Here is a 23,577-nt window from a genome sequence, read left to right on the forward strand (position 1 = left end):
ATGCGCATCACTCCCGCATTCGAATTGAGCCCCGCACAGCAGAACGATCCGGCGAAGATCGACAAGGTCGCGCGCCAGCTTGAAGGCCAGTTCGCGCAGATTCTGGTCAAGAGCATGCGTGATGCCAGCTTCGGCGATTCGCTGTTCCCGGGCGAAAACAAGATGTTCCGGGAGATGTACGACCAGAAGATCGCCGAGGCGATGACCCGCGGCAAGGGCCTGGGCCTGTCGAGCATGATCACCCGCCAGTTGTCCGGCGCGCAGGCTGATGGCCCGGCACTGGATACCCGGGTGGATCCGGCCAAGGCCAGCCGCGCCTACCAGCTCAATGCCCCGGCGGCGTCGTCGCTGCCGCTGCAGGATGCTGGCCAGGCCGTGCGCATGCTGCAGCAGATGGCGGCCGGTGTGCAGGAGGGCGCGCAGTCTTCGGTCGCACCGATGGAGCAGGCGCTGGACCTGATTGCTGGCCGGGAAAGCAGCGGCATGCACCGCTCACTGGGCACCGACGATCCCTATGCCGGCACCATCGGTGGTGCCGATTGGGCCGCTGCCAGCGACCAGTGGGCGCCGACCGCCAGCAACCGCGGCAGCAGCGGTACGCCGGCCGATGCGCTGGCCACCCGCACCGCCGTCGCCCAGTTGGGCGCGCACACGCCCGAAGGCTTCGTTGCCAGCATCTGGCAGCACGCGCAGAGCGCGGCCAAGGAACTGGGCGTGGACGCCCGTGCCCTGGTGGCCCAGGCAGCGCTGGAAACCGGCTGGGGCAAGCGCCAGATCAAGCATGCCGACGGCAGCACCTCGCACAACCTGTTCGGCATCAAGGCCACCGGCTGGAAGGGCCAGAGCGCTACCGCCGGCACCCATGAATATGTCGATGGCGTGCGCCGCAACGAGACCGCCAGCTTCCGCGCCTACACCTCACCTGCGGAGAGCTTTGCCGACTACGTGCGCCTGCTGAAGACAAGCCCGCGCTACCAGCAGGCGCTGCAGGCCGGCACCGATGTGCAGGGCTTCGCGCGCGGCCTGCAACGCGCCGGCTATGCCACCGACCCGCGCTACGCGGCCAAGATCGCCGCGATCGCCGGCGGCCCGACCATCGAGCGCGCCGTGGCCGCCGTGGCCGACGCCGGCTCACGCATCGGTCAGACCTTCGCCAGCACCGCAACCGCGGCGCTGGGTATCACTCGTCGTTGAGGAACCCCATGTCCAGCGTACTTTCCACCGGTACCAGTGCCCTGCTCGCCTTCCAGCGTGCGTTGGCCACCACCAGCCACAACGTGGCCAACCTCAACACGCCCGGTTACAGCCGGCAGAAGGTCGACTTCGCCACCGCCACCCCGCAGAACTACGGCTACGGCGACGTTGGCAACGGCACCCGCATCGTCGACATCCGCCGCGCTGCCGACCAGCTGGCGATCTCGCGCCTGCTCGACAGCGGCGGCGAGCTGGCGCGGCTGAAGCAGCTCTCGGGCATGGCCGACCGGGTCAATGCGCTGTTCTCCGACGCGGCCACCAACGTGGCCGGGGTCTGGTCGAACTTCTTCGACACCGTCAGCGGCCTGTCCTCCAACGCGGCCGGCACTGCCGACCGGCAGAACATGCTCGATGGTGGCAAGGCGCTGGCCAACCGCTTCAGCCAGCTCAACACCCACCTGAACAACCTCAATGGCGAGGTCAACAACGGGTTGATGGCCGGTGCCACCGAGGTCAACCGGCTGGCGTCGGAGATCGCGCAGATCAACGGCGCGATCGGCACCAACATCGCCAACGCCGCGCCCGACCTGCTCGATCGCCGCGACCAGTTGATCTCGCAGCTGGTGGGCTACACCGGCGGCACGGCGGTGATCCAGGACGGCGGCATCATGAACGTCTACACCGCCGGCGGCCAGGCGCTGGTGGTGGGCACCACTGCATCGAAGGTCACCACGGTGGCCGACCCGTACCAGCCCGAGCGCCTGCAGCTCGCACTGCAGACCCAGGGCGGCACCATTACCCTGGACCCGAAGGCCGTGGGCGGCCAGATCGGTGGCCTGCTCGAGTTCCGCGACACCGTGCTGACCCCGGCCCAGGCCGAACTGGGCAAACTGGCTGTCGGCCTGGCCGAGACGTTCAACAGCACCCATCGCCAGGGCGTCGATCTGTACGGCAAGATGGGCGGCGACTTCTTCAACATCGGCACGCCGCGTGTCACCGGCAATGCCAGCAACACCGGCACCGGCTCGATCAGCGCCAGCTATGGCGACCTTGGCAAACTGGAAGCGCAGAACATCGTGCTGAAGTTCGATGGCAGCAACTGGACCGCCAGCCGCGCCGACACCGGTGCGAGCGTTCCGCTGACCGGCACCGGCACTGCCGCCGACCCGTTGCTCATCAACGGCGTGAAGCTGGTGGTCGGTGGTACCCCGGCGGCCAACGATCGCTTCCTGCTGCAGCCGACGGCCGGCGTGGCCGGCAGCCTGGAGATGGCGATCACCGATCCGTCGCGCATTGCCGCGGCCGCCGCGATCAAAGGCGCTGCGGCACTGGCCAACACCGGTACCGGCAAGCTGAGCGGCGTGACCGTGACCGACTCGGCCAACGCCAACCTGCGCAATCCTGCTGCGATCGTGTTCACCTCGGCCACCACCTACACCATCGATGGTGGCCCGCCGCAGACCTATACTCCTGGCCAGACCATCAGCGCCAACGGCTGGAGCTTCGTGCTGGATGGCGTGCCGAAGAACGGCGACACCTTCAACATCACCCCGACCCCGGCCGGCTCGTCGGACAACAGCAATGCCACCAAGCTGTCCAAGGTGGAATCTGCCAAGGCGTTCAACGCCGGCACGGTAACGCTGGGCGGCGCGTTGGGCGGGCTGACCACCCAGGTCGGCGCTGCGGCGCGTTCGGCGGAATATTCGCTGGGGGCGCAGCAGGTGATCGCCGACCAGGCGCAGGCCGCGCGTGACGAAGTCTCCGGCGTCAACCTGGATGAGGAAGCGGCTGACATGCTTCGCCTGCAGCAGGCCTACCAGGCCGCCTCGCAGCTGATCTCCACCGCCGACTCGATGTTCCAGACCATTCTGGGAGCCGTGCGCCGATGAGCAACCGCATCTCCACCGGAATGATGTACAGCCAGTCGGTGGCGCTGATGATGGCCAAGCAGGCCAAGCTCAGCCATCTGGAACAGCAGATCGCCACCGGCAGCAAGATCGTCAGCGCCAAGGACGATCCGGTCGCCGCAGGTGCCGCGGTTGGCCTGGACCGCAGCCTGGCCGCCCTGGAACGCATGAAGCTCAACGGCAACAACGTGCAGAACCGCCTGGGCGTGCAGGAAAACACCCTCGCCCAGGTCAACGACCTGATGGCACGCGTCAACGATCTGACCATCCAGGCCAGCAATCCCGCCTTGAGTGCGCCTGACAAGAAGACCCTGATCACCGAGTTGAACCAGATCCGCGACGGTCTGCTGTCGCTGGCCAACAGCAGCGATGGCACCGGCCGCTACGTGTTCGGTGGTACCAACGACAGCGATCCGCCGTTCGCCAAGATTGACGGCAAAGTTGTCTATCGCGGCGACCAGACCCAGCGCCAGGTCGAAGTCGGCCCGGACACCTACGTGCGCGACGCCCTCCCCGGCAGCGAGATCTTCCTGCGCATTCCCACCGGCGATGGCTTCGTCGATGGCAGCGCAGCGGCAGGCAACACCGGCAACGGCGTGCTGACCAACATCACCCGCGACGGCAGCGACAGCTGGAACGGGCAATCGTTCAGTGTGCGCTTCACGGCCGCCAACCAGTACGAAGTACTGGACGGTGCCGGCAACGTGACCAGCACCGGCACCTACAAGGCCGGCAGCGAACTGGAGATCAACGGCGTTCGCCTGCAGATCGCGGGCGCACCAGCGACAGGTGACAGCTTCAACGTGCAGGCCGCCAGCAGCCGCGACATCTTCGGCACCATGGACAAGCTGATCGCCGCGCTGGATGCCGATACCGGTACCCCGGCGAAGATGGCCGCGCAGCAGAACGAGCTGCAGAGCGCATTGCGTGATGTCGGCCGCGCTGCGGAACGGATGATCGATTCCCGCGCTGCCGGTGGCGCGCAGCTGAAGGCGCTGGACAATGCGGCGGAGATGCGCGAGGCCAATGGCGTAACGCTGAAGACCACGCTGTCGCAGATGCGTGACCTGGACTACGCCGATGCGTTGAGCCAGTACCAGCTGGAAAGCACCGCATTGCAGGCGGCACAGACACTGTTCTCGCAGATGCAGTCGATGTCGCTGTTCAACAAGATCCGCTGATTCCACGCGCCCGCGTTGGAGCCCAAGGCCGCGATGCCCTGCATCGCGGCCTTTTTCGTTTCCGCGGTCATGTACCGCTGCGCTCGCCGGGCCATGCCCGGCGGATGTGCCGGGATCGCCCATCAAGCCCAGCCGGGCCCCGCCGATACCTTCATCAGCGTGGGGCGGGCATGACTGGCCACCCCTTCCAGGGTTCACCCCGCCCCTTCCGGGCCGGCGGAAATCCCCGGAAAAACAGCTTTCAGCGACGAAATTCGGCTGCAACGAAATTCCCCGCTAAAGGTTGTTGACAAAGCGCCGTTATTCATTTGGCAACGGCGAAGCACACAGCCAAACAAAAAAATCAGGCGGCGCTTCGTTTCATTCACCAACGGGTTCCACATAAGAGGAGACGACCCCATGGCACAGGTAATCAACACCAATACGATGTCGCTCAACGCTCAGCGCAACCTGAGCACCAGCGGCAGCTCGCTCGCTACCACCATCCAGCGCCTCTCGTCCGGCCTGCGCATCAACAGCGCGAAGGACGACGCCGCCGGCCTGGCCATCAGCGAGCGCTTCACCACCCAGATCCGTGGTCTGGACGTGGCCATCCGCAACGCCAACGACGGCATCTCGCTGGCCCAGGTCGCCGAGGGTTCGCTGAACGAAGTGGGCAACAACCTGCAGCGCATCCGCGAACTGGGCGTGCAGGCCTCCAACGCCACCAACTCGGCCAGCGACCGCAAGGCGCTGCAGGCTGAAGTGACCCAGCTGGTCAGCGAGATCGACCGCGTCGCCAAGCAGGCCGACTTCAACGGCACCAAGCTGCTGGACGGTTCGTTCACCAGCCAGCTGTTCCAGGTGGGCGCCAATGCCGGCCAGGCCATCGCCATCAACAGCGTGGTCAACGCCAAGGCCGATTCGCTGGGCGCGGCCAACTTCGCCAACGGCTACACCGGCACCGCTCTGGCCGTTGACAAGGCCACCGCCGATACCACCTATTCCGGCCTGCAGATCTCGGTGACCCCGCCGGGCGGCACCGCCACCACGGTCACCGTCAGCGACTTCACCGTGAAGGCCGGCGAGTCGATCACCTCGGCCACCGCTGCTGCGATCAACAACAAGCTGGGCGAAACCGGCGTGGTTGCCTCCGTCAACGCCGGCGTGGTCAGCCTGGCGTCGGTCAAGGATGGCCAGACCTTCACCCTGGGCGTCAGCGCGGCCACCCCGCCGGCCGGCGTCACCGCCGCCACCATCGCCGGCCTGGGCCTGACCGAGACCAGCACCAACGGCGGCACGCTGACCGGCGCAACGGCCAGCTTCGTCAAGGACCTGAACGTCACCACGGCCGAGGGCGCGCAGAAGGCGATGTCGATCGTCGACAAGGCCCTCGAATCGGTCAACAGCGTGCGCGCCGACCTCGGCGCGATCCAGAACCGCTTCACCTCGGTGGTCGCCAACCTGCAGACCTCCTCGGAGAATCTGTCCGCATCGCGCAGCCGCATCCGCGATACCGACTTCGCCAAGGAAACCGCCGAGCTGACCCGCACCCAGATCCTGCAGCAGGCCGGTACGGCCATGCTGGCCCAGGCCAACCAGGTACCGCAGAACGTGCTCAGCCTGTTGCAGCGCTGACATGAGCCGCCCCCGGGGCACGTCGGGGGCGTCTAACCCAACTCACGTGCAACCGCTCAAGGACCTCTCCTCATGGCACAAGTAATCAACACCAACACGATGTCGTTGAATGCTCAGCGTAACCTGAGCACCAGCGGCAGCTCGCTGGCCACCACCATCCAGCGCCTGTCCTCCGGTTCGCGCATCAACAGTGCCAAGGACGATGCGGCCGGTCTGGCCATCTCCGAGCGCTTCGGCACGCAGATCCGCGGTACCGACGTTGCCATCCGCAATGCCAACGACGGCATCTCGCTGGCCCAGGTCGCCGAAGGTTCGCTGACCGAAATCGGCAACAACCTGCAGCGCGTCCGCGAGCTGTCGGTGCAGGCCTCCAACGCCACCAACTCGGCCAGCGACCGCAAGGCGCTGCAGGCCGAAGTGACCCAGCTGGTCTCGGAAATCGACCGCGTCGCCAAGCAGTCGGACTTCAACGGCACCAAGCTGCTGGACGGCTCGTTCTCCAGCCAGCTGTTCCAGGTCGGCGCCAACGCCGGCCAGGCCATCGCCATCGACAAGACCATCGATGCCAAGGCCAATGCCCTGGGTGGCGCCAAGTTCGACACCAACGCGCTGGTCCTGGCCGACCCGGGCACCAACGCGGACTTCACCACCACCGGCCTGTCGATCAACGGTGTGGCCATCGCCGATGTCTCGGTCAAGCAGGGCGCCGACGCCGCTGCCACCGGCAAGGCGTCGCGTGAAGCGCTGGTGACCGCCATCAACGCCAAGATCGGTGAAACCGGCGTTTACGCCGAAGTGAACGGCACCGCCGGCGTGACCCTGACTTCGGTCAAGGACAGCGCCAATGCCGATGGCTCGTTCAAGGCCATCACTGCCACTCCGGGCACCTGGGCAGGCAACACGCAGGCCACCTTCACCGCCACTGCCGCTGCTGCGGCCCCGGCAGCGAAGTACGCCAGCAACCTGGACGTCAGCACCGTGAAGGGCGCCCAGCAGGCGATGGAAATCGTCGACAAGGCCCTGGGTGCGATCAACAGCACCCGCGCTGACCTCGGTGCGATCCAGAACCGCTTCACCTCGGTCGTGGCCAACCTGCAGACCTCGTCGGAAAACCTGTCCTCGTCGCGCAGCCGCATCAAGGACACCGACTTCGCCAAGGAAACCGCCGAGCTGACCCGCACCCAGATCCTGCAGCAGGCCGGTACGGCCATGCTGGCCCAGGCCAACCAGGTGCCGCAGGGCGTGCTCAGCCTGCTGCGCTGATCTGCTCTCTGATCGACCTCCGGGCGCTGCATGACGCGGCGCCCGGATCCTGAAACACGTTCCACCTTCGCCAAAGGAAAAGCACCATGGCACAAGTCATCAACACCAATACCATGTCCCTGAATGCTCAGCGCAACCTGAGCACCAGTGGCAGCTCGCTGGCCACCACCATCCAGCGCCTGTCCTCCGGTTCGCGCATCAACAGCGCCAAGGACGATGCGGCCGGTCTGGCAATCTCCGAGCGCTTCGGCACCCAGATCCGTGGCACCGACGTCGCCATCCGCAATGCCAACGACGGCATTTCGCTGGCCCAGGTCGCCGAAGGTTCGCTGACTGAAATCGGCAACAACCTGCAGCGCGTCCGCGAGCTGTCGGTGCAGGCCTCCAACGCCACCAACTCGGCCAGCGACCGCAAGGCGCTGCAGGCCGAAGTGACCCAGCTGGTTTCGGAAATCGACCGCGTCGCCAAGCAGTCGGACTTCAACGGCACCAAGCTGCTGGACGGCTCGTTCTCCAGCCAGCTGTTCCAGGTGGGCGCCAACGCCGGCCAGTCGATCGCCATCGACAAGACCATCGACGCCAAGGCCGGCTCGCTGGGCACCGCGACCTTCGCCAACGGCGCAACTGACGCCCTGGTTGCCAGCACCGACGGCGCACGCATCACCGGCAAGGTGATGGGTGTGGACATCGGTACGGTCGAACTGAAGGCCGGCGCCACCACCGCAGACGCTTCGAAGGCGGTCGCGACCGCGATCAACGCCAAGATCGGTGAGGCCGGCATCTACGCCGAAGCCAATGCCGACGGCACGATGAAGCTGAGCTCGGTGAAGGAAGGCAAGGCCATCGTGGCCGCCGACATCGCCCTGGAGCGCAGCGACCTGAACGCCGGTACCGGCGTGTGGGGCGCGAAGGCTGCAGCCGGCGCCTACACCGCCGGCACCGACACCGCCGCCAACGTGCAGAAGCTGGATGTGAGCACCGTGCTCGGCGCCCAGCAGTCGCTGGAAGTGGTCGACAAGGCCCTGGGTGCGATCAACAGCACCCGCGCCGACCTCGGTGCGATCCAGAACCGCTTCACCTCGGTCGTAGCCAACCTGCAGACCTCGTCGGAAAACCTGTCCTCGTCGCGTAGCCGCATCAAGGACACCGACTTCGCCAAGGAAACCGCCGAGCTGACCCGCACCCAGATCCTGCAGCAGGCCGGTACGGCCATGCTGGCCCAGGCCAACCAGGTGCCGCAGGGCGTGCTCAGCCTGCTGCGCTGATCCACGGCAAGAAGGCGCCGCTACCGTCGGATTGAACCGACGGTAGCGGCAACCCGACAGCCACGGCGTACACAGATGCGGGCCATGCCCGGCCCGGGAAGCGTCCCGAACCGGCTTGGCATCGCCCGCCCCTGCGGACCTCTCTTTCAGCGTTGTGCATTTTGACTGTACGTACCGGGCGGCTTCGTCTCCCCCCGATTGTCAGTAGCCTGATCCCTCCCCTGCATTGGGGGAGGGTTTTTTACAGACCCCCGGCAGCCCGCGGTGAACCCACCCGCACCCTGCCCCAGACCTCCTGCAACCGGCGTGCCAGAACTGCCCTTCCGGCCAGTGGCACGGCGCATGCATCAACGAAGTCCTCAAGACCCAGCGGCGCAGGCCGCTATTTTCGTTGACGACGGGCCGCCGCACGACGGCCAGGCCCGTATACCAGGAGAAACGACGTGGCAGACTTTGGATACGGTGGCATTGGCTCAGGGCTGGACATCTCCAGCATCGTCAACCAGCTGGTCGCAGCGGACCGCAAGCCGGCCGACAACGCGCTGAACCTGCAGCAGTCCAAGACCAAGATGCAGCTGTCGTCGCTCGGCACGGTCACCTCGGCCTTCGACAAGCTGAAGACCGCCCTGACCGCGCTGAAGGCCACCACTGCCTTCGACACCCGCACCGTCACCGCCACCGGCAAAGCCGGCCCCAACAACGCCAACGATGTGCTGACCGCGTCGGTAGCGCTGTACGACGTCGGCACCAGCAAGGCCGCCGCGTCCAACGGCACCCATCTGATCGAGGTGAAGAACCTGGCATCGGCGCACAAGCTGATCGCCGACACCTCGGTGCCCAAGACCGACACCTTCGGTGCCGGAACCTTGACGCTGACCGTCGGCGTGGGCGACAAGGCCAAGACGATGAACGTGCAGGTGGAGGAAGGCGACACCCTTACCACCGTCCGCAACAAGATCGACGCCGCTGGCCGCAAGGAAGGCGTGCAGGCGACACTGATCAGCTCCGGCGACAACCAGTACCTGTCCATCGCCCAGGAAAAGACCGGTGCAGCCAGCGCCATCAAGCTGGAGTACGCCGGCAGCGATCCGAAGCTGGGCGCGCTGGTCGGCAGCCTGAAGGAAAACAGCCCCGCCAAGGATGCGCTGCTGACCATTGATGGTGTGGAAGTAGTGAGTGCCAGCAACACCGTGGCCGATGCCGTGCCAGGCCTGACCCTGAACCTGAAGGAACAGGGCAAGAGCACGGTGGTCATCAGCACCGACACTACTGCCGCGACCAAGGTGATGCAGGAGTTCGTGACCGCCTACAACGCGGCCGTCGCGGCGATCAACACCGAAACCAAGTACGACCCGAAGACCAAGGAAGCGGCTGCACTGACCGGCGACGCACAGATGCGTGGTGCGATCGCGCAGCTGCGTTCGACGATGTCCGGCGTGCTCAAGGATCTGGCAGGCGACCAGCTGGACGCCAAGGCGCTGGGCCTGCAGACCCGCGGCTACCCCAACGCCGATGGCACCCTGGTGCTGGACAGCACCAAGTTCGCCGCCGCCCTCGCCGCCCAGCCGGAGAAGATCCGCCAGGCGGTCACCGGCGATACCGGTGGTGCCGGCCGGCTGTATTCACTGGTGGACGGCTACGTCAGCACCACGGTCGGCAAGGAAGGCGCGTTCGTCGCCCGCACCAAGGGACTGAACACCACGCTGGACAACATCGACAAGCGCCGCAAGGACCTGGACGCGCGCATGGTCGGTGTCGAAGCCCGTTACAAGAAGCAGTTCGTGGCATTGGACAGCCTGATGGGCAAGCTGCAGCAGAGCAACACCGCCCTGCAGCAGCAGCTGGCCCAGTTGAACCGCTGAGGAAACACGCGCGGCGCTCAAGTTTGGCGCCGTACGCACCGATAACGGACGCAACAGCAATCATCGCAGTGCCGGCGTCAACGGTCCCTTCGACCGCACCCCGGCACCCCGCGCAAGGGAGAATCACGAATGTACGGTTCCAGCCGTCAGTACGCCGAGCAATACCGCCAGGTGGGTGTGACCAGTGCGGTCGCCGATGCCGATCCGCACAAACTGGTGGCGCTGCTGCTGTCCGGCGCACTGGAGCGCGTGCGCCGTGCACAGGCCACCCTCGAGCAGGGCGACCAGGCCGGCAAGGGCAAGGCGATCGGCGAAGCATGCGCGATCGTCGCCCACCTCAACGGCTCGCTGGACCATGAAGCCGGCGGCGAGATCGCCGGCAACCTGTCGGCGCTGTATGACTATCTGCTGCAGCGCCTGACCGAGGCCAACCTGCACAACGACCGCGCTGCACTGGACGAATCGCTGCAGCTGCTGGGCGAGATCGACGGTGCCTGGAATGCCATTCCGCACGAACAGCGCCGTCCCGCGGCGGTGGCGCCATGAGCCTGCTTGAACTCAATGCGCAGCTGGATGCCTTCGAGAAGGCCCTCGACGAAGAGGCGTTCGAACAGGCCGACAGCCTGCTCGATGGCCATGACAGCACCCTGCATGCACTGCTGAGCCAACCGCTGGGCAGCGCCGACCACGCACCGTTGTCCGCGCTGCTGGAACGCCAGCAGAGCCTGCTTGGCCTGCTGCGCCAGCGTCGCGATGCCGTCTCCGTGCAGATCCAGGACGGCCGCCGCTCCCTTCGCGCCGCGCATGCCTACCTGCAGGCAGAATCGCTGGCATGACCGTCCTGCCGACCACGTCCCTGCATCACCCGGCTGAAAGCGAGCTGTTCGACGAAACGCTCAGCTGCGAACTGGCCCTGCCCGCCGAGTTCCAGGCTGGTAGCGCGGTAGGCCGGACCAGCAGTGCCGAAGGCCTGCTGCGCAGCCTGGCGCTGGTCGAAGACAGTCGCATCGACGAGCACGAAGAACGCAGTGAAGCCAGCCTGCAGCTGCAGCGCCTGGAAGCCAAGGTGGACCTGACCATGGTCCTGCTCGGCCGCCTGATCCGCCAGCAGGGCCAGGAACCGACGCTGCGCCCGGTGCGCTGGTCACGCCGCGGCATCCGCCTGCAGCTGGGCCCGCGCAGTGGCAGCCTGCCCGGCCAGGCCGGCGTGGTCCGCCTGCAACCCAGCGACTGGCTGCCCGACCATATCGACCTGCCAGTGGAAGTCATCGCTGAAGCGGCCGATGGCGGCGGTGGCCACTATCTGTGGCTGCGCTTCCATCGCCTTGGCGATGGCCTGGAAATGGCGATGGAACGGCATCTGTTCCGGCTGCATCGGCGGCAGGTGGCCGAGGCCCGCCGCGCACGCTGAAATCTGCCACCATGCAGGCAGACAGACGGCCCTTGGCGTGCCCGTTCAGCTAAGTTAAGGTGGACCCCCCTCCCCAACCTCCAGCGTGCCTGTGCGAGTTCTCATCGTCGACGATCACACCCTGGTTCGCGCCGGCCTGGCGCGGCTGCTGCAGGGGTTTGCCGACGTGCAGCTCGTCGCCGAGGCCAGCAATGCCGAACAGGCACTGCAGATGGCCCTGCTGCACGCACCGGACGTGGTGCTGATGGACCTGTCGCTGCCCGGCCGTACCGGCCTGGAAGCACTGAGCGACATCCGCCTGCGCGCACCCGGCACGCGCATCGTGATGATGACCATGCACGATGACGCCGCCCACGTGCGCGATGCGCTCGATCGGGGTGCCGTCGGTTTCGTGGTGAAGGATGCCGCGCCGCAGGAACTGGAACTGGCGCTGCGTGCCGCGCATGCTGGCCAGGTGTTCCTGAGCCCGCAGATCTCGGCCAAGATGCTGGCACCGATGCTCGGGCGCGAGAAGCCGACTGGTATTGCCGCACTGTCGCCGCGCCAGCGCGAGATCCTTCGCCGCATCGGCAAGGGCGAGAGCAACAAGGAAATCGCCGCCGACCTTGGCATCAGCGTCAAGACGGTGGAGACCCATCGCGCGCGCATGATGGAATCACTGGGCTGCCGTCGCGCCAACGATCTGCTGCTGCTGGCTGCGCGCCACCAGCACGAGCTGGAATGACGTCCACGGGGTCAGCGACGAAATACCGTCACCCACACGAGTCCCGACGGAATTCCGTACAACAGGCGCGGGCGAGCAGCAGGGCGACCGACCACGAATCAACGAGTTAGCGACCGGAATCGTCAAAATCCCGCGTTTGTGTAGGGGATTTCCTTACACGCTGTCGGGAATACCACCAGCACCCTCAGGAACCCCCCGATTCCGCGCCTGCCGGATCAAAAGCAAGATGTGTTCCACAAGGCGTCGGGGAGCGGCGCCGGGGAACTGCAATGAAGGCTTCACTTTCGACCCAGCTGGGCCAACAGCTTCACCTCACCCCGCAGTTGCTGCAGTCGATCCGGCTGCTGCAGCTCGACGGCCTGCACCTGGAGCAGGAAATCCAGCGCCTGCTGGATTCCAATCCGCTGCTGGAAATCGAAGACGCCGAAGCGCCCGTCGCTGAAGCCACCGATGCAGCCAGCACTACGGTCGATACGGCCGCCTTCGACGAGCTGCCCGAATCCTCGATGTGGGATGTGTCCGGCGCCAACTGGCAGGACGGCGACGACGACCGCATGGCACGCATCGCCGCTGGCGAATCGAGCGATCCGCAGCTGCGCGTGCTGCAGCGCCTGGCGCTGGACCTGGACGAGCGCGAACTGGCCGTGGCCGCCTTCTGGCTTGAACACTGCGATGATGCCGGCTACCTGCAGGCACCGCTGGCACAGTTGCAGCTGCTGGCCAGCGCCCAGTTCGACATCGATGCAAACGGCGTTGAAGCCATCCGCCAGCACCTGCTGCAGGGCGAGCCGGCCGGCATGGCCGCGCAGGACCTGCGCGAATCGCTGCTGGCCCAGCTGTGCAGCCTGCACGGCGTGGTGCCGGCCCGGCATCTGGCCGCGCGCATTCTCGAGGGCGCGCTCGATGCCCTGGCCGCCCACGACTACCCCGCCCTCGCCCGCCAGCACGATGCCGAGATCGACGACGTGCGCGAAGCCGTTCGCCTGATCCTGTCGCTGCAGCCGCGCCCGGGCGACAGCCTGCTGCCCGAGCGCAATGCGGTGGTGGTGCCGGACGTGGTCGCCTGGCACGCCGACGAACAATGGAAGGTGGCACTGAACCCGGCCACCAGCCGCCGGGTGTCGATCAACAGCCAGTACGAACTGGCCCTGGCCGACAGTGGCGAGGCGGCGCCGGCACTGCGCGAGATGCTGCAGGAGGCGCGCTGGTTCAGCCGCGGCCTGTCGATGCGCTACGACACCCTGCTGCGCACCGCGCGGGTGATCGTCGAGCGGCAGGCGGCCTTCCTGGTGCGTGGCGAGGAAGCCATGGCACCGTTGACCCTGAAGGAAGTGGCCGAGGAAATCGGCATGCACGAATCCACCGTTTCGCGCATCACCACCGGCAAGTACCTGCAGACCCCGCGCGGCACCTTCGAGCTCAAGCACTTCTTCGCCGTGCGCCTGGAAGGCGCCAGCGTGTCCGGCCAGGCGGTCAAGGCCATGGTCCGCCGCCTGATCGACGCCGAGCCCGCCGGTCGCCCGTTGGCGGACGAGGCCATCGCTGGCCTGCTGTCCCGCCAGGGGGTGAACATTGCCCGACGAACCGTCGCAAAATACCGCGAACAACTGGATATCGCCCCGGCCCGCGAACGGCGCCGGGTCAACGCCAGGCAACCGCAGCTGGCCCGGGTGGGCTGAAAAGGATGTTGGACATGAACAAGCTCACAGTTCTGCTGGTCGATGACCACGAGGGCTTCATCAACGCGGCGATGCGCCACTTCCGCAAGATCGACTGGCTGCAGATCGTCGGCAGCGCCGGCAACGGCCTGGAAGCGATCGAACGTTCGGAAAGCCTGCGCCCGCAGGTGGTGCTGATGGATCTGGCGATGCCGGAAATGGGCGGCCTGCAGGCCACCCGCCTGATCAAGTCGCAGGACGATGCACCGTACATCGTGATTGCCAGCCACTTCGACGACGTCGAGCACCGCGAACACGCGCTGCGCGCCGGCGCCGACAACTTCGTCAGCAAGCTGTCCTACATCCAGGAAGTCATGCCGATCCTGGAAGGCCTCAGGGAGGATCGGTCGTGAGCGAATCGCGCATCCTGGTACTGGACAACGATGCGGTGCGTGCCGAGCGCACCGTCGCCCTGCTGGAATTCATGGACTTCAACCCGCGCTGGGTGTCCGACGCCGCCGATTTCGATCTGGCCCGCCAGCGTCAGAACGACTGGATGGCGGTGATCGTCGGCAACCTGGACGACAGTGCCGCCAGCACCGCGCTGTACGCCTGGCTGGGCGGCAGCAGCCTGCCGCCGCCGGTGCTGCTGGCCGACGGTGATGCCACTGCGTTCGCCCACCGGCATGGCCTGCATGAAGCCAACATCTGGCCGCTGGAAGCGCCGCTGCGCCATGCGCAGATGGAAGCCCTGCTGCGTCGCGCAAGCCTCAAGCGCCTGGATGCCGAACACCAGGCCGGTGCCGTGCAGGACCAGGGCCCGACCGGCAACGGTCCGGCGGTCAGCGCACTGCGCACGATGATCGAGCAGGTCGCCGCGTTCGACACCACCGTGCTGGTGCTCGGCGAATCGGGCACCGGCAAGGAAGTGGTATCGCGCAGCATCCACCAGCGCTCGCCGCGCCGCGATGGTCCGTTCGTGGCAATCAACTGCGGCGCGATTCCGGCGGAACTGCTGGAAAGCGAACTGTTCGGTCACGAGAAAGGCGCCTTTACCGGCGCGCTGACCGCGCGCAAGGGCCGTTTCGAAATGGCCGAGGGCGGCACCCTGCTGCTCGATGAGATCGGCGACATGAGCCTGCCGATGCAGGTCAAGCTGCTGCGCGTGCTGCAGGAGCGCAGCTTCGAGCGTGTTGGCGGCAACCAGACCATCCGCTGCAACGTGCGGGTGATCGCCGCGACCCATCGCGACCTGGAAAGCCGGATTGCCGATGGCAAGTTCCGCGAGGATCTTTTCTACCGCCTCAACGTCTTCCCGATCGACGTGCCGGCCCTGCGCGAGCGTCGCGAAGACCTGCCGGCGCTGGTGGAAACCATCGCCACCCAGCTGGCGCGCACCGGCCGCGGCGAAGTGCGCTTTACGCCGGAAGCGCTGCAGGCGCTGGCCAGCTATGAGTGGCCTGGCAACGTGCGCGAGCTGACCAACCTGGTCGAACGCCTGGCGGTGCTGCACCCGGGTGGCTCGGTGCGCGTGCAGGACCTGCCGGCACGCTATCGCGGCGATGCCGCACTGGCCGCCGTGGCAGTTGCCGCAGCGCCGCCGGTGGTTGCCAGCGAAGAGCGCCTGGACCTGCGCAGCTTCTCGTTCCACACCCCGGGCAGCGGCAACCAGCCGTCGCTCGAACACGGCATCGCGGTCAACCGCACCGCAGCGCCCGCCGCGTTGCCGGACGACGGCCTGGACCTGCGCAACCACATGGCCAACATCGAACTGGGCCTGATCAACGAAGCACTGGAACGCACCCAGGGCGTGGTCGCCCACGCCGCCCAGCTGCTCGGCCTGCGCCGCACCACGCTGGTGGAAAAGCTGCGCAAGTACGGCATCGAACGCGAGCCGGCCGAACTGGCCAGCTGACCCGCGTTGCCAGCATGAAGGGGGCACGAACGCCTGGGCTTGCCCGGGCGTTGGTGTTTATGGGGGTGTTGTTGCCGGGCTCCCGCCCGGCACCCGCAGAGGCAACAACTGAAGCAACGGCAACAGCTGGCTTCCTGCGCGATGCGCGGGCGGGTCAGGTTGCGGGGGACGCTGCAAGTACGTCCATGTAAGCTCGGTCGCGCCATCCATGGCGCTCACGCCCCCGCAACCTGACCCGCCCACGCCTCCGACGGTTTCCTTGTGACGGAAGGTTCGCGCCATGTAGCGTCGAGCCGGCTCCGAAACACGCGGAGTATCTGTCGACACATATATCTGTTGATGGTCTGCGCCGCTCCATGCAGCCATAGGCCAAAAAACCGACGCCGGTTCCATGACGCGTCACGCCGGCAGGAACGCTTCATCCACGCATGGCGTGGATCTACTGTGTTGACCAAGGTCGACACCCACCAGCAGCACAGAACGCCGCCCAGACACATCGCGGGAAATTGTCGAAGGCGGGGTGGGTCCGGTTGCGGGGGTGTCCGCGGCATGGATGCCGCGGCCAAGCCCCCAAGGACGGGTTCACGGCGTCCCCCGCAACCGGACCCACCCCGCCATCCCACGGATAGCCAGCTTCTGCTGTTGCTCCGGCCTTTGCCGTTGCTTCGGCAGGTGCAGGGCGCAGCCCTGCCGAACACCCCCCAACCCTCACGTCACTGAACCGATCAGCGATTTCGGCACGGCACTTGCACTAGCTCCAGCAGACACCCCCATCCCTGTTTCTGGAACCGTTGCAGATGTCCCACTCCGTCACTTCGATCCTTTCCCAGATCCGCTCCTACCAGACCCAGGTGGGACAGCCCGCGCTCAACCCGCTGGCCGAAGCGCCGCGTAGCAATGCCCTGCCGGGCACGGTGCTGGATGCGCCGCAGGTCCAGCCTGCCAGCTTCACCGAAACCCTGCGCGGCGCCATCGCCGGCGTCAACGATGCGCAACAGAAATCCGGCGCCCTCGCCAAAGCCTTCGAACTGGGTGAACCCGGCGCCGACCTGGCCAAGGTGATGGTCGCCTCGCAGCAGTCCCAGATCGCCTTCCGCGCCACCGTGGAAGTCCGTAACCGTCTCGTCCAGGCTTACCAGGACGTGATGAACATGCCGCTGTAAGGATAGAAACGCATGGCCCTGTCGCTCTCCAAGGAATCCCTGAACGCCGAAAAGGCGGGCCAGTGGTTCGACCGGCTGCAAAGCCTGCAGATCACCCGTCGGCTCGGACTGATGGCGATGATCGCCGTGGCCGTGGCGGCAGGCCTGTTCGTGTTCTTCTGGTCGCAGAAGCCGGGCATGGTGCCGCTGTACACCGGCCTGGACCAGAAGGCCACCGCTGAAGCGACCGACCTGCTGCGTGCCGCACAGATTCCGTTCCAGCTGGACCCGGCCACCGGTGGCATCACCGTGCCGGAAAAGAACCTGCACGATGCCCGCCTGAAACTGGCGGGCTCGGGCCTGACCGACAGCGGCAAGCTCGGCTTCGAGCTGATGGAGCGCGACCCCGGTTTCGGTGTCAGCCAGTTCGTGGAAAGCGCGCGCTACCAGCACGCGCTGGAAACCGAGCTGTCGCGCACCATCAATACGCTGCGCCCGGTGCGCGATTCGCGCGTGCATCTGGCCATTCCCAAGCCCAGCGCGTTCACCCGCCAGCGTGACGTGGCCAGTGCCTCGGTCACCCTGGAACTGCGCGGCGGCCAGCAGCTGGAACGCAGCCAGGTCGATGCGATCGTGCACATGGTGGCTGCCGCCATCCCCGATCTGGCGCCGGAACGCGTCACCGTGGTCGACCAGAGCGGTCGCATGCTCAGCGTCAGCGACCCGAACAGCGAAGCGGCGGTCAACGCTGCCCAGTTCGAACAGGTGCGCCGCCAGGAAACCTCCTTCAACCAGCGCATCCGCGAACTGCTGGAACCGATGACCGGTCCCGGCCGGGTCAACCCGGAAGTCAGCGTGGACATGGACTTCTCGGTGACCGAAGAAGCGCGCGAGCTCTACAACGGCGAGCCGCAGAAACTGCGCAGCGAGCAGATGAGCGAGAACAGCAGCAGCACGCCGGGCCCGCAGGGCGTACCGGGTGCCACCAGCAACAGCCCGCCGGGCCAGGCCGCCGCACCGGCCACCGCGCAGGCACCGACCGAAAGCAGCAAGAACGCGACCCGCAACTACGAGCTGGACCGTACCCTGCAGCACACCCGGCAGCCGGCCGGCCGCATCAAGCGCGTTTCGGTGGCGGTGCTGGTGGACAACGTGCCGCGCGCCGGTGCCAACGGCAAGGTTGCGCCGCAGCCGCTGTCGGCGGCAGAACTGACCCGGGTCGAGGCACTGGTCAAGCAGGCCGTCGGCTTCAGTGCCGAGCGCGGCGACACCGTGTCGGTGATGAATGCCCCGTTCGTGCGTGATACCACGCCGGTGGAAGGCCCAGCCTGGTGGGAACTGCCGTGGGTGCACGATGCCGGCCGCATGCTGCTGGGTGCGCTGGTGGTGATGGCGCTGCTGTTCGGCGTGCTGCGCCCGGCACTGCGCGGCATCACCGGGCAGAACCGCAGGAACGAAGAACTGGCGCTGGAACCGCATACCGCGGACGTGCAGCTGGTCGATGACGATGGCACCCCGCTGCCGGCGCTCGGCGCCGACCGGGCAAGCCTGGGCGGGCCGGAAGCATTGGCCCTGCCGGTGGATTCTTATGAGGAACGACTGCGGATGGCGCGTGAAGCCGTGAAGACCGACTCCAAGCGCGTGGCCCAGGTGGTCAAGGGCTGGGTGGCCAATGACTGAGGTCGCCCCCCTGACCGGCGTGCAGCGCGCCGCCGTCCTGCTGCTGTCGCTGGGTGAACTGGACGCGGCCGAAGTGCTGCGCCACATGGAACCGAAGGAGGTGCAGAAGATCGGCATCGCCATGGCCACCATGTCCGACATCACCCGCGAACAGGTGGAACGGGTGATGGACCAGTTCAGCAGTGAGCTGGGCTCGAAGACCTCGCTGGGCGTGGGCTCGGACGACTACATCCGCAACATGCTGGTGCAGGCGCTGGGCAGCGAAAAGGCCGGCAACCTGATCGACCGCATCCTGCTGGGCCGCAACACCACCGGTCTGGATGCACTGAAGTGGATGGACCCGCGTGCGGTGGCCGACCTGGTGCGCAACGAGCACCCGCAGATCATCGCCATCGTGATGGCACACCTGGAAACCGACCAGGCTGCCGACGCGCTGAAGCTGCTGCCCGACCGCACCCGTGTGGACGTGTTGCTGCGCATCGCCACCCTCGACGGCATTCCGCCCAATGCGCTGAACGAACTCAACGAGATCATGGAACGCCAGTTCGCCGGCAACCAGAACCTGAAGTCGTCCAACATCGGCGGCGTGCAGTGCGCGGCCAACATCCTCAACTTCATGGACAGCGGACAGGATCAGGCGATCCTGGGCGAGATCGCACGCATCGATGCGCCGCTGAGTGGCCGCATCCAGGACCTGATGTTCGTGTTCGACGACCTGGTGGACCTGGACGACCGCGAGATGCAGCTGGTGCTGCGCGAAGTCAGCGGCGAGCGGCTGGGCCTGGCCCTGCGCGGCGCCGACATCAAGGTGCGCGACAAGATCACCCGCAACATGTCCCAGCGCGCGGCCGAAATCCTGCTGGAAGACATGGAAGCGCGCGGCCCGGTGCGCCTGTCCGACGTGGAAGTGGCGCAGCGCGAGATCCTGGCCATCGTCAAGCGCATGGCCGATGAGGGCACCGTCACCATCGGTGGCAGCGCGGAGGCGATGCTGTGAGCAACGTCGTGCGCTGGCTTGCCCCAGACCTGCTGGCCCAGCCCGAACCGGTGCTGGACCACGACGATGCCTTCGAACTCACCGAGCCGGACCCGGAGCATGAGCCGGAACCGCCGCTGCAGCTGCCTACCCTGGAAGAAATCCAGGCGATCCAGGACAGCGCCGAGAAGGAAGGTTTCGACCACGGCCATGCCGATGGTTTCAGCCAGGGCCAGGCCGAGGTGCGCCGACTGGTCGCACAGATCGAGGGCATCCTCGACAACTTCGGGCGGCCGCTGGCGCGTCTGGAAAATGAAGTGGTCGGCGCGCTCGGCGAACTGGCGGTACGCATCGCCGGTGCGCTGGTCGGCCGTGCCTACGAGGCCGACCCGGCGCTGCTGGGGCAACTGGTCGGCGAGGCGATTGACGCCGTAGGCGGCAGCAACCGTGAGGTGGAAGTGCGCCTGCATCCGGATGACATCACCGCCCTCGCCCCGTTGTTGACCCTGTCGCCGCAGCAGCGCCTTGTGCCCGACACCAGCCTGAGCCGTGGCGATCTGCGCGTGCATGCCGAAGCGGTGCGCATCGACGGCACGCTGGAAGCGCGCCTGCGCGGCGCCCTGGATGCCGTGATCCGCCAGACCGGAGCCATCGCATGAACACCGACACCGCATCGCCGTCGTCTCCGCCGGCCGACTGGACCATTCCCCGCAACCTGCGCCTGGCCAACCGTCTCGACGGCCTGAAGGTCGACACCGCGCACGGCCGCGGGCTGATCCGCGAGGGCGTGCTGCGCCGGGCGGTCGGCCTGACACTTGAGGCGGTCGGCTGCGAAGCACCGCTGGGCGCCAGCTGCAAGGTGGAAGTGGTCGACGGCGGCTGGGTCGATGCCGAAGTGGTTGGCTTCGCCGGCGAACGCACCTACCTGATGCCCAGCGCCGAACTGCATGGCCTGCTGCCGAATGCGCGGGTGGTGCCATCGGCCCGCCGTGGCGGCGTGGAAGTGGGCGAAGGCCTGCTTGGCCGCGTCATCGACAGCGATGGCGTGCCGCTGGACGGCAAGGGTCCGATCCGCGCGGAAGGCCACGTCGGCATGGCCGGCGTATCGATCAATCCGCTCGCACGCGAACCGATCACCCAGCCCCTGGATGTGGGCGTGCGCGCGATCAATGCGCTGCTGCCGATCGGCCGTGGCCAGCGTGTCGGCCTGTTCGCCGGCTCCGGCGTCGGCAAGTCGACGCTGCTGGGAATGATGACCCGCTACACCGCCGCCGACGTGATCGTGGTCGGCCTGATCGGTGAGCGTGGCCGCGAAGTGCGCGATTTCGTTGAAAGCACCCTGGGCGAGGAAGGCCTGCGCCGCGCGGTGGTGGTGGCCAGCCCGGCCGACCGACCGCCGCTGGCCCGCCTGCATGGCGCCTACCGTGCGACCGCCATCGCCGAGTGGTTCCGCGACCAGGGCCTGAACGTTCTGCTGCTGATGGATTCGCTGACCCGCTTCGCCCAGGCGCAGCGCGAGATCGGTCTTTCGGTGGGCGAGCCCCCCACTACACGTGGCTACCCACCATCGGTGTTCGCCAAGCTGCCGGCACTGGTTGAACGTGCAGGCAATGGTGCCAAGGGCCGCGGTTCGATCACCGCCTTCTACACCGTGCTGACCGAGGGCGACGATCCGCAGGATCCGATCGCCGATGCAGCGCGCGCGATTCTCGACGGCCACATCCTGCTCTCGCGCCGGGTTGCCGACAGCGGCCTGTACCCGGCCATCGACGTGGAATCGTCGGTCAGCCGCGTGGTCACGGAAATCGCCGACGAACCGTGGCGCCTGCGCATCCGCAAGCTGAAACGGCTGGTCTCGGCCTACTCGGCCAACCGCGACCTGATCGCCATCGGCGCCTATCAGCGCGGCAACGACGCCGCGACCGATGAAGCCCTTGAGCGCTGGCCGGAAATCATGGAATTCCTCGGCCAGGATGTCGCCAAGGCCGCAGATCTACCGCACAGCCAGGCGGCGTTGCAGCGCCTGGTGGAACAAGAGAATGAGAGGCTGACATGATCCAGTCCAAGCGCATCGATCCGCTGCTGAAGCGGGCCCAGGAACATGAGGATGCGGTCGCCCGCGACCTGGCCGAGCGCCAGACCGTGCTCGACACCCATCTGTCGCGCCTGGACGAACTGCGTCGCTATGCCGAGGAATATGCGTCGCAACAGATGGCCGACGCGCAGATGGCCGCGACCAGTCCGGCGCAGCTGTTGAACCGGCGCGCCTTCCTGGACCGGCTGGACAGCGCGGTGGAACAGCAGCAGCAGACCGTCAACGGCAACCGCGAGAAGGTCGAAGCCGAGCGCGCACGCCTGATCCTGGCCAGCCGTGACAAGGCGGTGCTGGAACAGCTGGCCGCCAGCTACCGCGCGCAGGAAAAGGTGGTGACCGACCGCCGCGACCAGCGCGAGATGGATGACATCGGCGCACGTCGCGCGCGCCTGGCGCAGACCGAAGACCAGGATGATGGCGAGCAGGGAGGCCGATCGTGATGCCCTCCCCCCTGAGCAGCAAAGCCAGCGCACCGACGCCCGGCGGCAGCGGCAATGCCAGCAGTGCACGCACCTCGAGCAGTGATTCGGGCAAGGATTTCGGCCAGATGCTGCAGGGTGGCAGCGCGTCGACCGGCACTACCGGTGCTGCGGCCACCGCCAGCAGCCCGGCGAAACCTACCACCGCTCCATCGGCTTCCGATGGCAATCCGGGCAAGACGACGCCACGGCCGGGCGACGGCGAAACCGCCGCCACTGACCCCGCGACATCGACACCCGCTGCACAGGCAACGTCTGCAGCTGCCGATGACAAGGACTCCCCGACCAGCACGGACGACGCGCCCTGGCCGCCGCTGGGGTTGGCCGGTCTGGTGCTGGCCGTGCCCACCGGCGTCGATCCGGTGCCTGTTGTGCCGCCGCCGACGGCCAGCGATGCCGACGGCGGTGCACTGCCCTTGGCTGCACCGGCACTTCCCGCCGCAGTGGCACCAGCCGCGGTCAGCGCATCGGCATCCGCTGCCGGCGACGGTGAGGCCAGCGGCCTGCCGTTGCCCGAACTGGTGCTGGGTGGCAAGGCGCTGGATCGGGCCGAGGATGGCGACAGCCTGCAGATCGGCGACCGCGCGCCGCCGGCGCCGCTGCAGCCCCCGCTGCCCGCCGCCCTGCAGGACCTTAAGGCCGCACTGGCCAGCAATGCTGTCTTCAACGGCGAACCCACACCGAAGCCGGTACTGGGCGACGATGGCTTCGACCAGGCCATCGGCGCGCGCATCGGCTGGCTGGCTGACCAGAAGATCGGTCATGCCCACATCCGCCTCAATCCGGAAGACCTGGGGCCGGTGGACGTGCGTCTGCAGATGAACGGTGACAAGGTGCATGCCAGCTTCAGCAGCCCGCACGTCGATGTTCGCCAGGCGCTGGAAAGCAGCCTGCCGCGCCTGCGTGAACTGCTCGGCGAGCAGGGCTTCCAGTTGGCCCATGCCGATGTCGGCCAGCAGCACAGTGGCGACGGCAATCCGGGCAGCCAGACTGGCGGCGGTCGCGGTGGTGACGGAGAACCGTCACTGGGCGACACCACGGTGTCGGCATCGCAGCTGATCCGCCAGCGCGGGTTGTTGGACGCGTACGCCTGACAGGCGTGCCAACCGAGGTTGGCACCTACCAAGAGCGGGACGGTCGGCCCCCACCAGAACACGGTTGCGCCGGGCCATGCCCGGCGGATTCCCGACATTCCGCCGGGCATGGCC

General features: G+C 67.0%; 21 protein-coding genes. All 21 read left to right on the plus strand.

Annotation, left to right across the window (positions count from 1 at the left end):
• Nucleotides 1–1,194 (plus strand): flagellar assembly peptidoglycan hydrolase FlgJ, encoded by a 1,194-nt coding sequence (flgJ, locus tag AC27VL_RS01460; protein WP_488765376.1) that lies wholly within the window; start codon nt 1–3, stop codon nt 1,192–1,194.
• Between the two features lie 8 nt (nt 1,195–1,202).
• On the plus strand, nt 1,203–3,083 hold the full coding sequence (gene flgK / locus AC27VL_RS01465; protein ID WP_108267552.1) for a flagellar hook-associated protein FlgK: 1,881 nt from the start codon (nt 1,203–1,205) through the stop codon (nt 3,081–3,083).
• Complete coding sequence (flgL, locus tag AC27VL_RS01470; RefSeq protein WP_488765378.1) at nt 3,080–4,282, plus strand: flagellar hook-associated protein FlgL; 1,203 nt, start codon at nt 3,080–3,082, stop codon at nt 4,280–4,282. The genes flgK and flgL overlap by 4 nt, the downstream gene beginning before the upstream one ends.
• A 399-nt stretch (nt 4,283–4,681) precedes the next feature.
• Nucleotides 4,682–5,899, plus strand: a complete 1,218-nt coding sequence (locus AC27VL_RS01475; RefSeq protein ID WP_100552482.1) for a flagellin — start codon at nt 4,682–4,684, stop codon at nt 5,897–5,899.
• A 72-nt stretch (nt 5,900–5,971) separates the two neighbouring features.
• Nucleotides 5,972–7,162: a flagellin gene (locus tag AC27VL_RS01480; RefSeq protein ID WP_100552481.1), complete on the plus strand. Its 1,191-nt coding sequence runs from the start codon at nt 5,972–5,974 to the stop codon at nt 7,160–7,162.
• Nucleotides 7,163–7,248: 86 nt separating this feature from the next.
• Nucleotides 7,249–8,427 carry a flagellin gene (locus AC27VL_RS01485; RefSeq protein WP_100552480.1) on the plus strand — a complete coding sequence of 393 codons (1,179 nt, stop codon included), beginning with the start codon at nt 7,249–7,251 and terminating at the stop codon, nt 8,425–8,427.
• A 443-nt stretch (nt 8,428–8,870) separates the two neighbouring features.
• Nucleotides 8,871–10,289 (plus strand): flagellar filament capping protein FliD, encoded by a 1,419-nt coding sequence (gene fliD / locus AC27VL_RS01490; RefSeq protein WP_099818403.1) that lies wholly within the window; start codon nt 8,871–8,873, stop codon nt 10,287–10,289.
• Nucleotides 10,290–10,418: 129 nt separating this feature from the next.
• Nucleotides 10,419–10,835 carry a flagellar export chaperone FliS gene (fliS, locus tag AC27VL_RS01495; protein ID WP_089241027.1) on the plus strand — a complete coding sequence of 139 codons (417 nt, stop codon included), beginning with the start codon at nt 10,419–10,421 and terminating at the stop codon, nt 10,833–10,835.
• Complete coding sequence (locus AC27VL_RS01500) at nt 10,832–11,125, plus strand: hypothetical protein (RefSeq protein ID WP_100552478.1); 294 nt, start codon at nt 10,832–10,834, stop codon at nt 11,123–11,125. Before fliS ends, AC27VL_RS01500 begins: the two co-directional genes overlap by 4 nt.
• Nucleotides 11,122–11,700, plus strand: coding sequence for a PilZ domain-containing protein (locus tag AC27VL_RS01505; protein WP_089241025.1), 579 nt, complete (start codon nt 11,122–11,124; stop codon nt 11,698–11,700). The genes AC27VL_RS01500 and AC27VL_RS01505 overlap by 4 nt, the downstream gene beginning before the upstream one ends.
• Before the next feature lie 91 nt (nt 11,701–11,791).
• Nucleotides 11,792–12,424: a response regulator gene (locus AC27VL_RS01510; protein WP_089241023.1), complete on the plus strand. Its 633-nt coding sequence runs from the start codon at nt 11,792–11,794 to the stop codon at nt 12,422–12,424.
• Nucleotides 12,425–12,693: 269 nt separating this feature from the next.
• Nucleotides 12,694–14,103, plus strand: coding sequence for an RNA polymerase factor sigma-54 (gene rpoN, locus AC27VL_RS01515; protein ID WP_100552477.1), 1,410 nt, complete (start codon nt 12,694–12,696; stop codon nt 14,101–14,103).
• A 14-nt stretch (nt 14,104–14,117) separates the two neighbouring features.
• Complete coding sequence (locus tag AC27VL_RS01520; RefSeq protein ID WP_049460600.1) at nt 14,118–14,495, plus strand: response regulator; 378 nt, start codon at nt 14,118–14,120, stop codon at nt 14,493–14,495.
• Entirely contained in the window at nt 14,492–15,997 is a 1,506-nt protein-coding gene (locus AC27VL_RS01525; protein ID WP_100552476.1) for a sigma-54 dependent transcriptional regulator, read from the plus strand. The genes AC27VL_RS01520 and AC27VL_RS01525 overlap by 4 nt, the downstream gene beginning before the upstream one ends.
• A gap of 797 nt (nt 15,998–16,794) precedes the next feature.
• Nucleotides 16,795–17,160, plus strand: a complete 366-nt coding sequence (gene fliE, locus AC27VL_RS01530; RefSeq protein ID WP_025878997.1) for a flagellar hook-basal body complex protein FliE — start codon at nt 16,795–16,797, stop codon at nt 17,158–17,160.
• A 12-nt stretch (nt 17,161–17,172) separates the two neighbouring features.
• Nucleotides 17,173–18,819: a flagellar basal-body MS-ring/collar protein FliF gene (gene fliF / locus AC27VL_RS01535; protein WP_100552475.1), complete on the plus strand. Its 1,647-nt coding sequence runs from the start codon at nt 17,173–17,175 to the stop codon at nt 18,817–18,819.
• A gap of 10 nt (nt 18,820–18,829) precedes the next feature.
• Complete coding sequence (fliG, locus tag AC27VL_RS01540; protein ID WP_089241304.1) at nt 18,830–19,816, plus strand: flagellar motor switch protein FliG; 987 nt, start codon at nt 18,830–18,832, stop codon at nt 19,814–19,816.
• Nucleotides 19,813–20,454 carry a FliH/SctL family protein gene (locus AC27VL_RS01545; protein WP_099818397.1) on the plus strand — a complete coding sequence of 214 codons (642 nt, stop codon included), beginning with the start codon at nt 19,813–19,815 and terminating at the stop codon, nt 20,452–20,454. The genes fliG and AC27VL_RS01545 overlap by 4 nt, the downstream gene beginning before the upstream one ends.
• Entirely contained in the window at nt 20,451–21,851 is a 1,401-nt protein-coding gene (locus tag AC27VL_RS01550) for a FliI/YscN family ATPase (protein WP_089241013.1), read from the plus strand. The genes AC27VL_RS01545 and AC27VL_RS01550 overlap by 4 nt, the downstream gene beginning before the upstream one ends.
• Nucleotides 21,848–22,330 carry a flagellar export protein FliJ gene (gene fliJ, locus AC27VL_RS01555; protein WP_089241011.1) on the plus strand — a complete coding sequence of 161 codons (483 nt, stop codon included), beginning with the start codon at nt 21,848–21,850 and terminating at the stop codon, nt 22,328–22,330. Before AC27VL_RS01550 ends, fliJ begins: the two co-directional genes overlap by 4 nt.
• Nucleotides 22,330–23,463: a flagellar hook-length control protein FliK gene (locus AC27VL_RS01560; protein WP_488765382.1), complete on the plus strand. Its 1,134-nt coding sequence runs from the start codon at nt 22,330–22,332 to the stop codon at nt 23,461–23,463. Before fliJ ends, AC27VL_RS01560 begins: the two co-directional genes overlap by 1 nt.
• Nucleotides 23,464–23,577 lie beyond the last annotated feature (114 nt).

It is taken from the genome of Stenotrophomonas sp. 14P6.2.3, from assembly GCF_057799055.1.

Coding starts and splice junctions, on each gene's coding strand:
- flgJ (WP_488765376.1), top strand. CDS start 1: ATGCGCATCACTCCCGCATTCGAATTGAGCCCCGCACAGCAGAACGAT.
- flgK (WP_108267552.1), top strand. CDS start 1,203: ATGTCCAGCGTACTTTCCACCGGTACCAGTGCCCTGCTCGCCTTCCAG.
- flgL (WP_488765378.1), top strand. CDS start 3,080: ATGAGCAACCGCATCTCCACCGGAATGATGTACAGCCAGTCGGTGGCG.
- AC27VL_RS01475 (WP_100552482.1), top strand. CDS start 4,682: ATGGCACAGGTAATCAACACCAATACGATGTCGCTCAACGCTCAGCGC.
- AC27VL_RS01480 (WP_100552481.1), top strand. CDS start 5,972: ATGGCACAAGTAATCAACACCAACACGATGTCGTTGAATGCTCAGCGT.
- AC27VL_RS01485 (WP_100552480.1), top strand. CDS start 7,249: ATGGCACAAGTCATCAACACCAATACCATGTCCCTGAATGCTCAGCGC.
- fliS (WP_089241027.1), top strand. CDS start 10,419: ATGTACGGTTCCAGCCGTCAGTACGCCGAGCAATACCGCCAGGTGGGT.
- AC27VL_RS01500 (WP_100552478.1), top strand. CDS start 10,832: ATGAGCCTGCTTGAACTCAATGCGCAGCTGGATGCCTTCGAGAAGGCC.
- AC27VL_RS01505 (WP_089241025.1), top strand. CDS start 11,122: ATGACCGTCCTGCCGACCACGTCCCTGCATCACCCGGCTGAAAGCGAG.
- rpoN (WP_100552477.1), top strand. CDS start 12,694: ATGAAGGCTTCACTTTCGACCCAGCTGGGCCAACAGCTTCACCTCACC.
- AC27VL_RS01520 (WP_049460600.1), top strand. CDS start 14,118: ATGAACAAGCTCACAGTTCTGCTGGTCGATGACCACGAGGGCTTCATC.
- fliE (WP_025878997.1), top strand. CDS start 16,795: ATGTCCCACTCCGTCACTTCGATCCTTTCCCAGATCCGCTCCTACCAG.
- fliF (WP_100552475.1), top strand. CDS start 17,173: ATGGCCCTGTCGCTCTCCAAGGAATCCCTGAACGCCGAAAAGGCGGGC.
- AC27VL_RS01550 (WP_089241013.1), top strand. CDS start 20,451: ATGAACACCGACACCGCATCGCCGTCGTCTCCGCCGGCCGACTGGACC.
- fliJ (WP_089241011.1), top strand. CDS start 21,848: ATGATCCAGTCCAAGCGCATCGATCCGCTGCTGAAGCGGGCCCAGGAA.
- AC27VL_RS01560 (WP_488765382.1), top strand. CDS start 22,330: ATGCCCTCCCCCCTGAGCAGCAAAGCCAGCGCACCGACGCCCGGCGGC.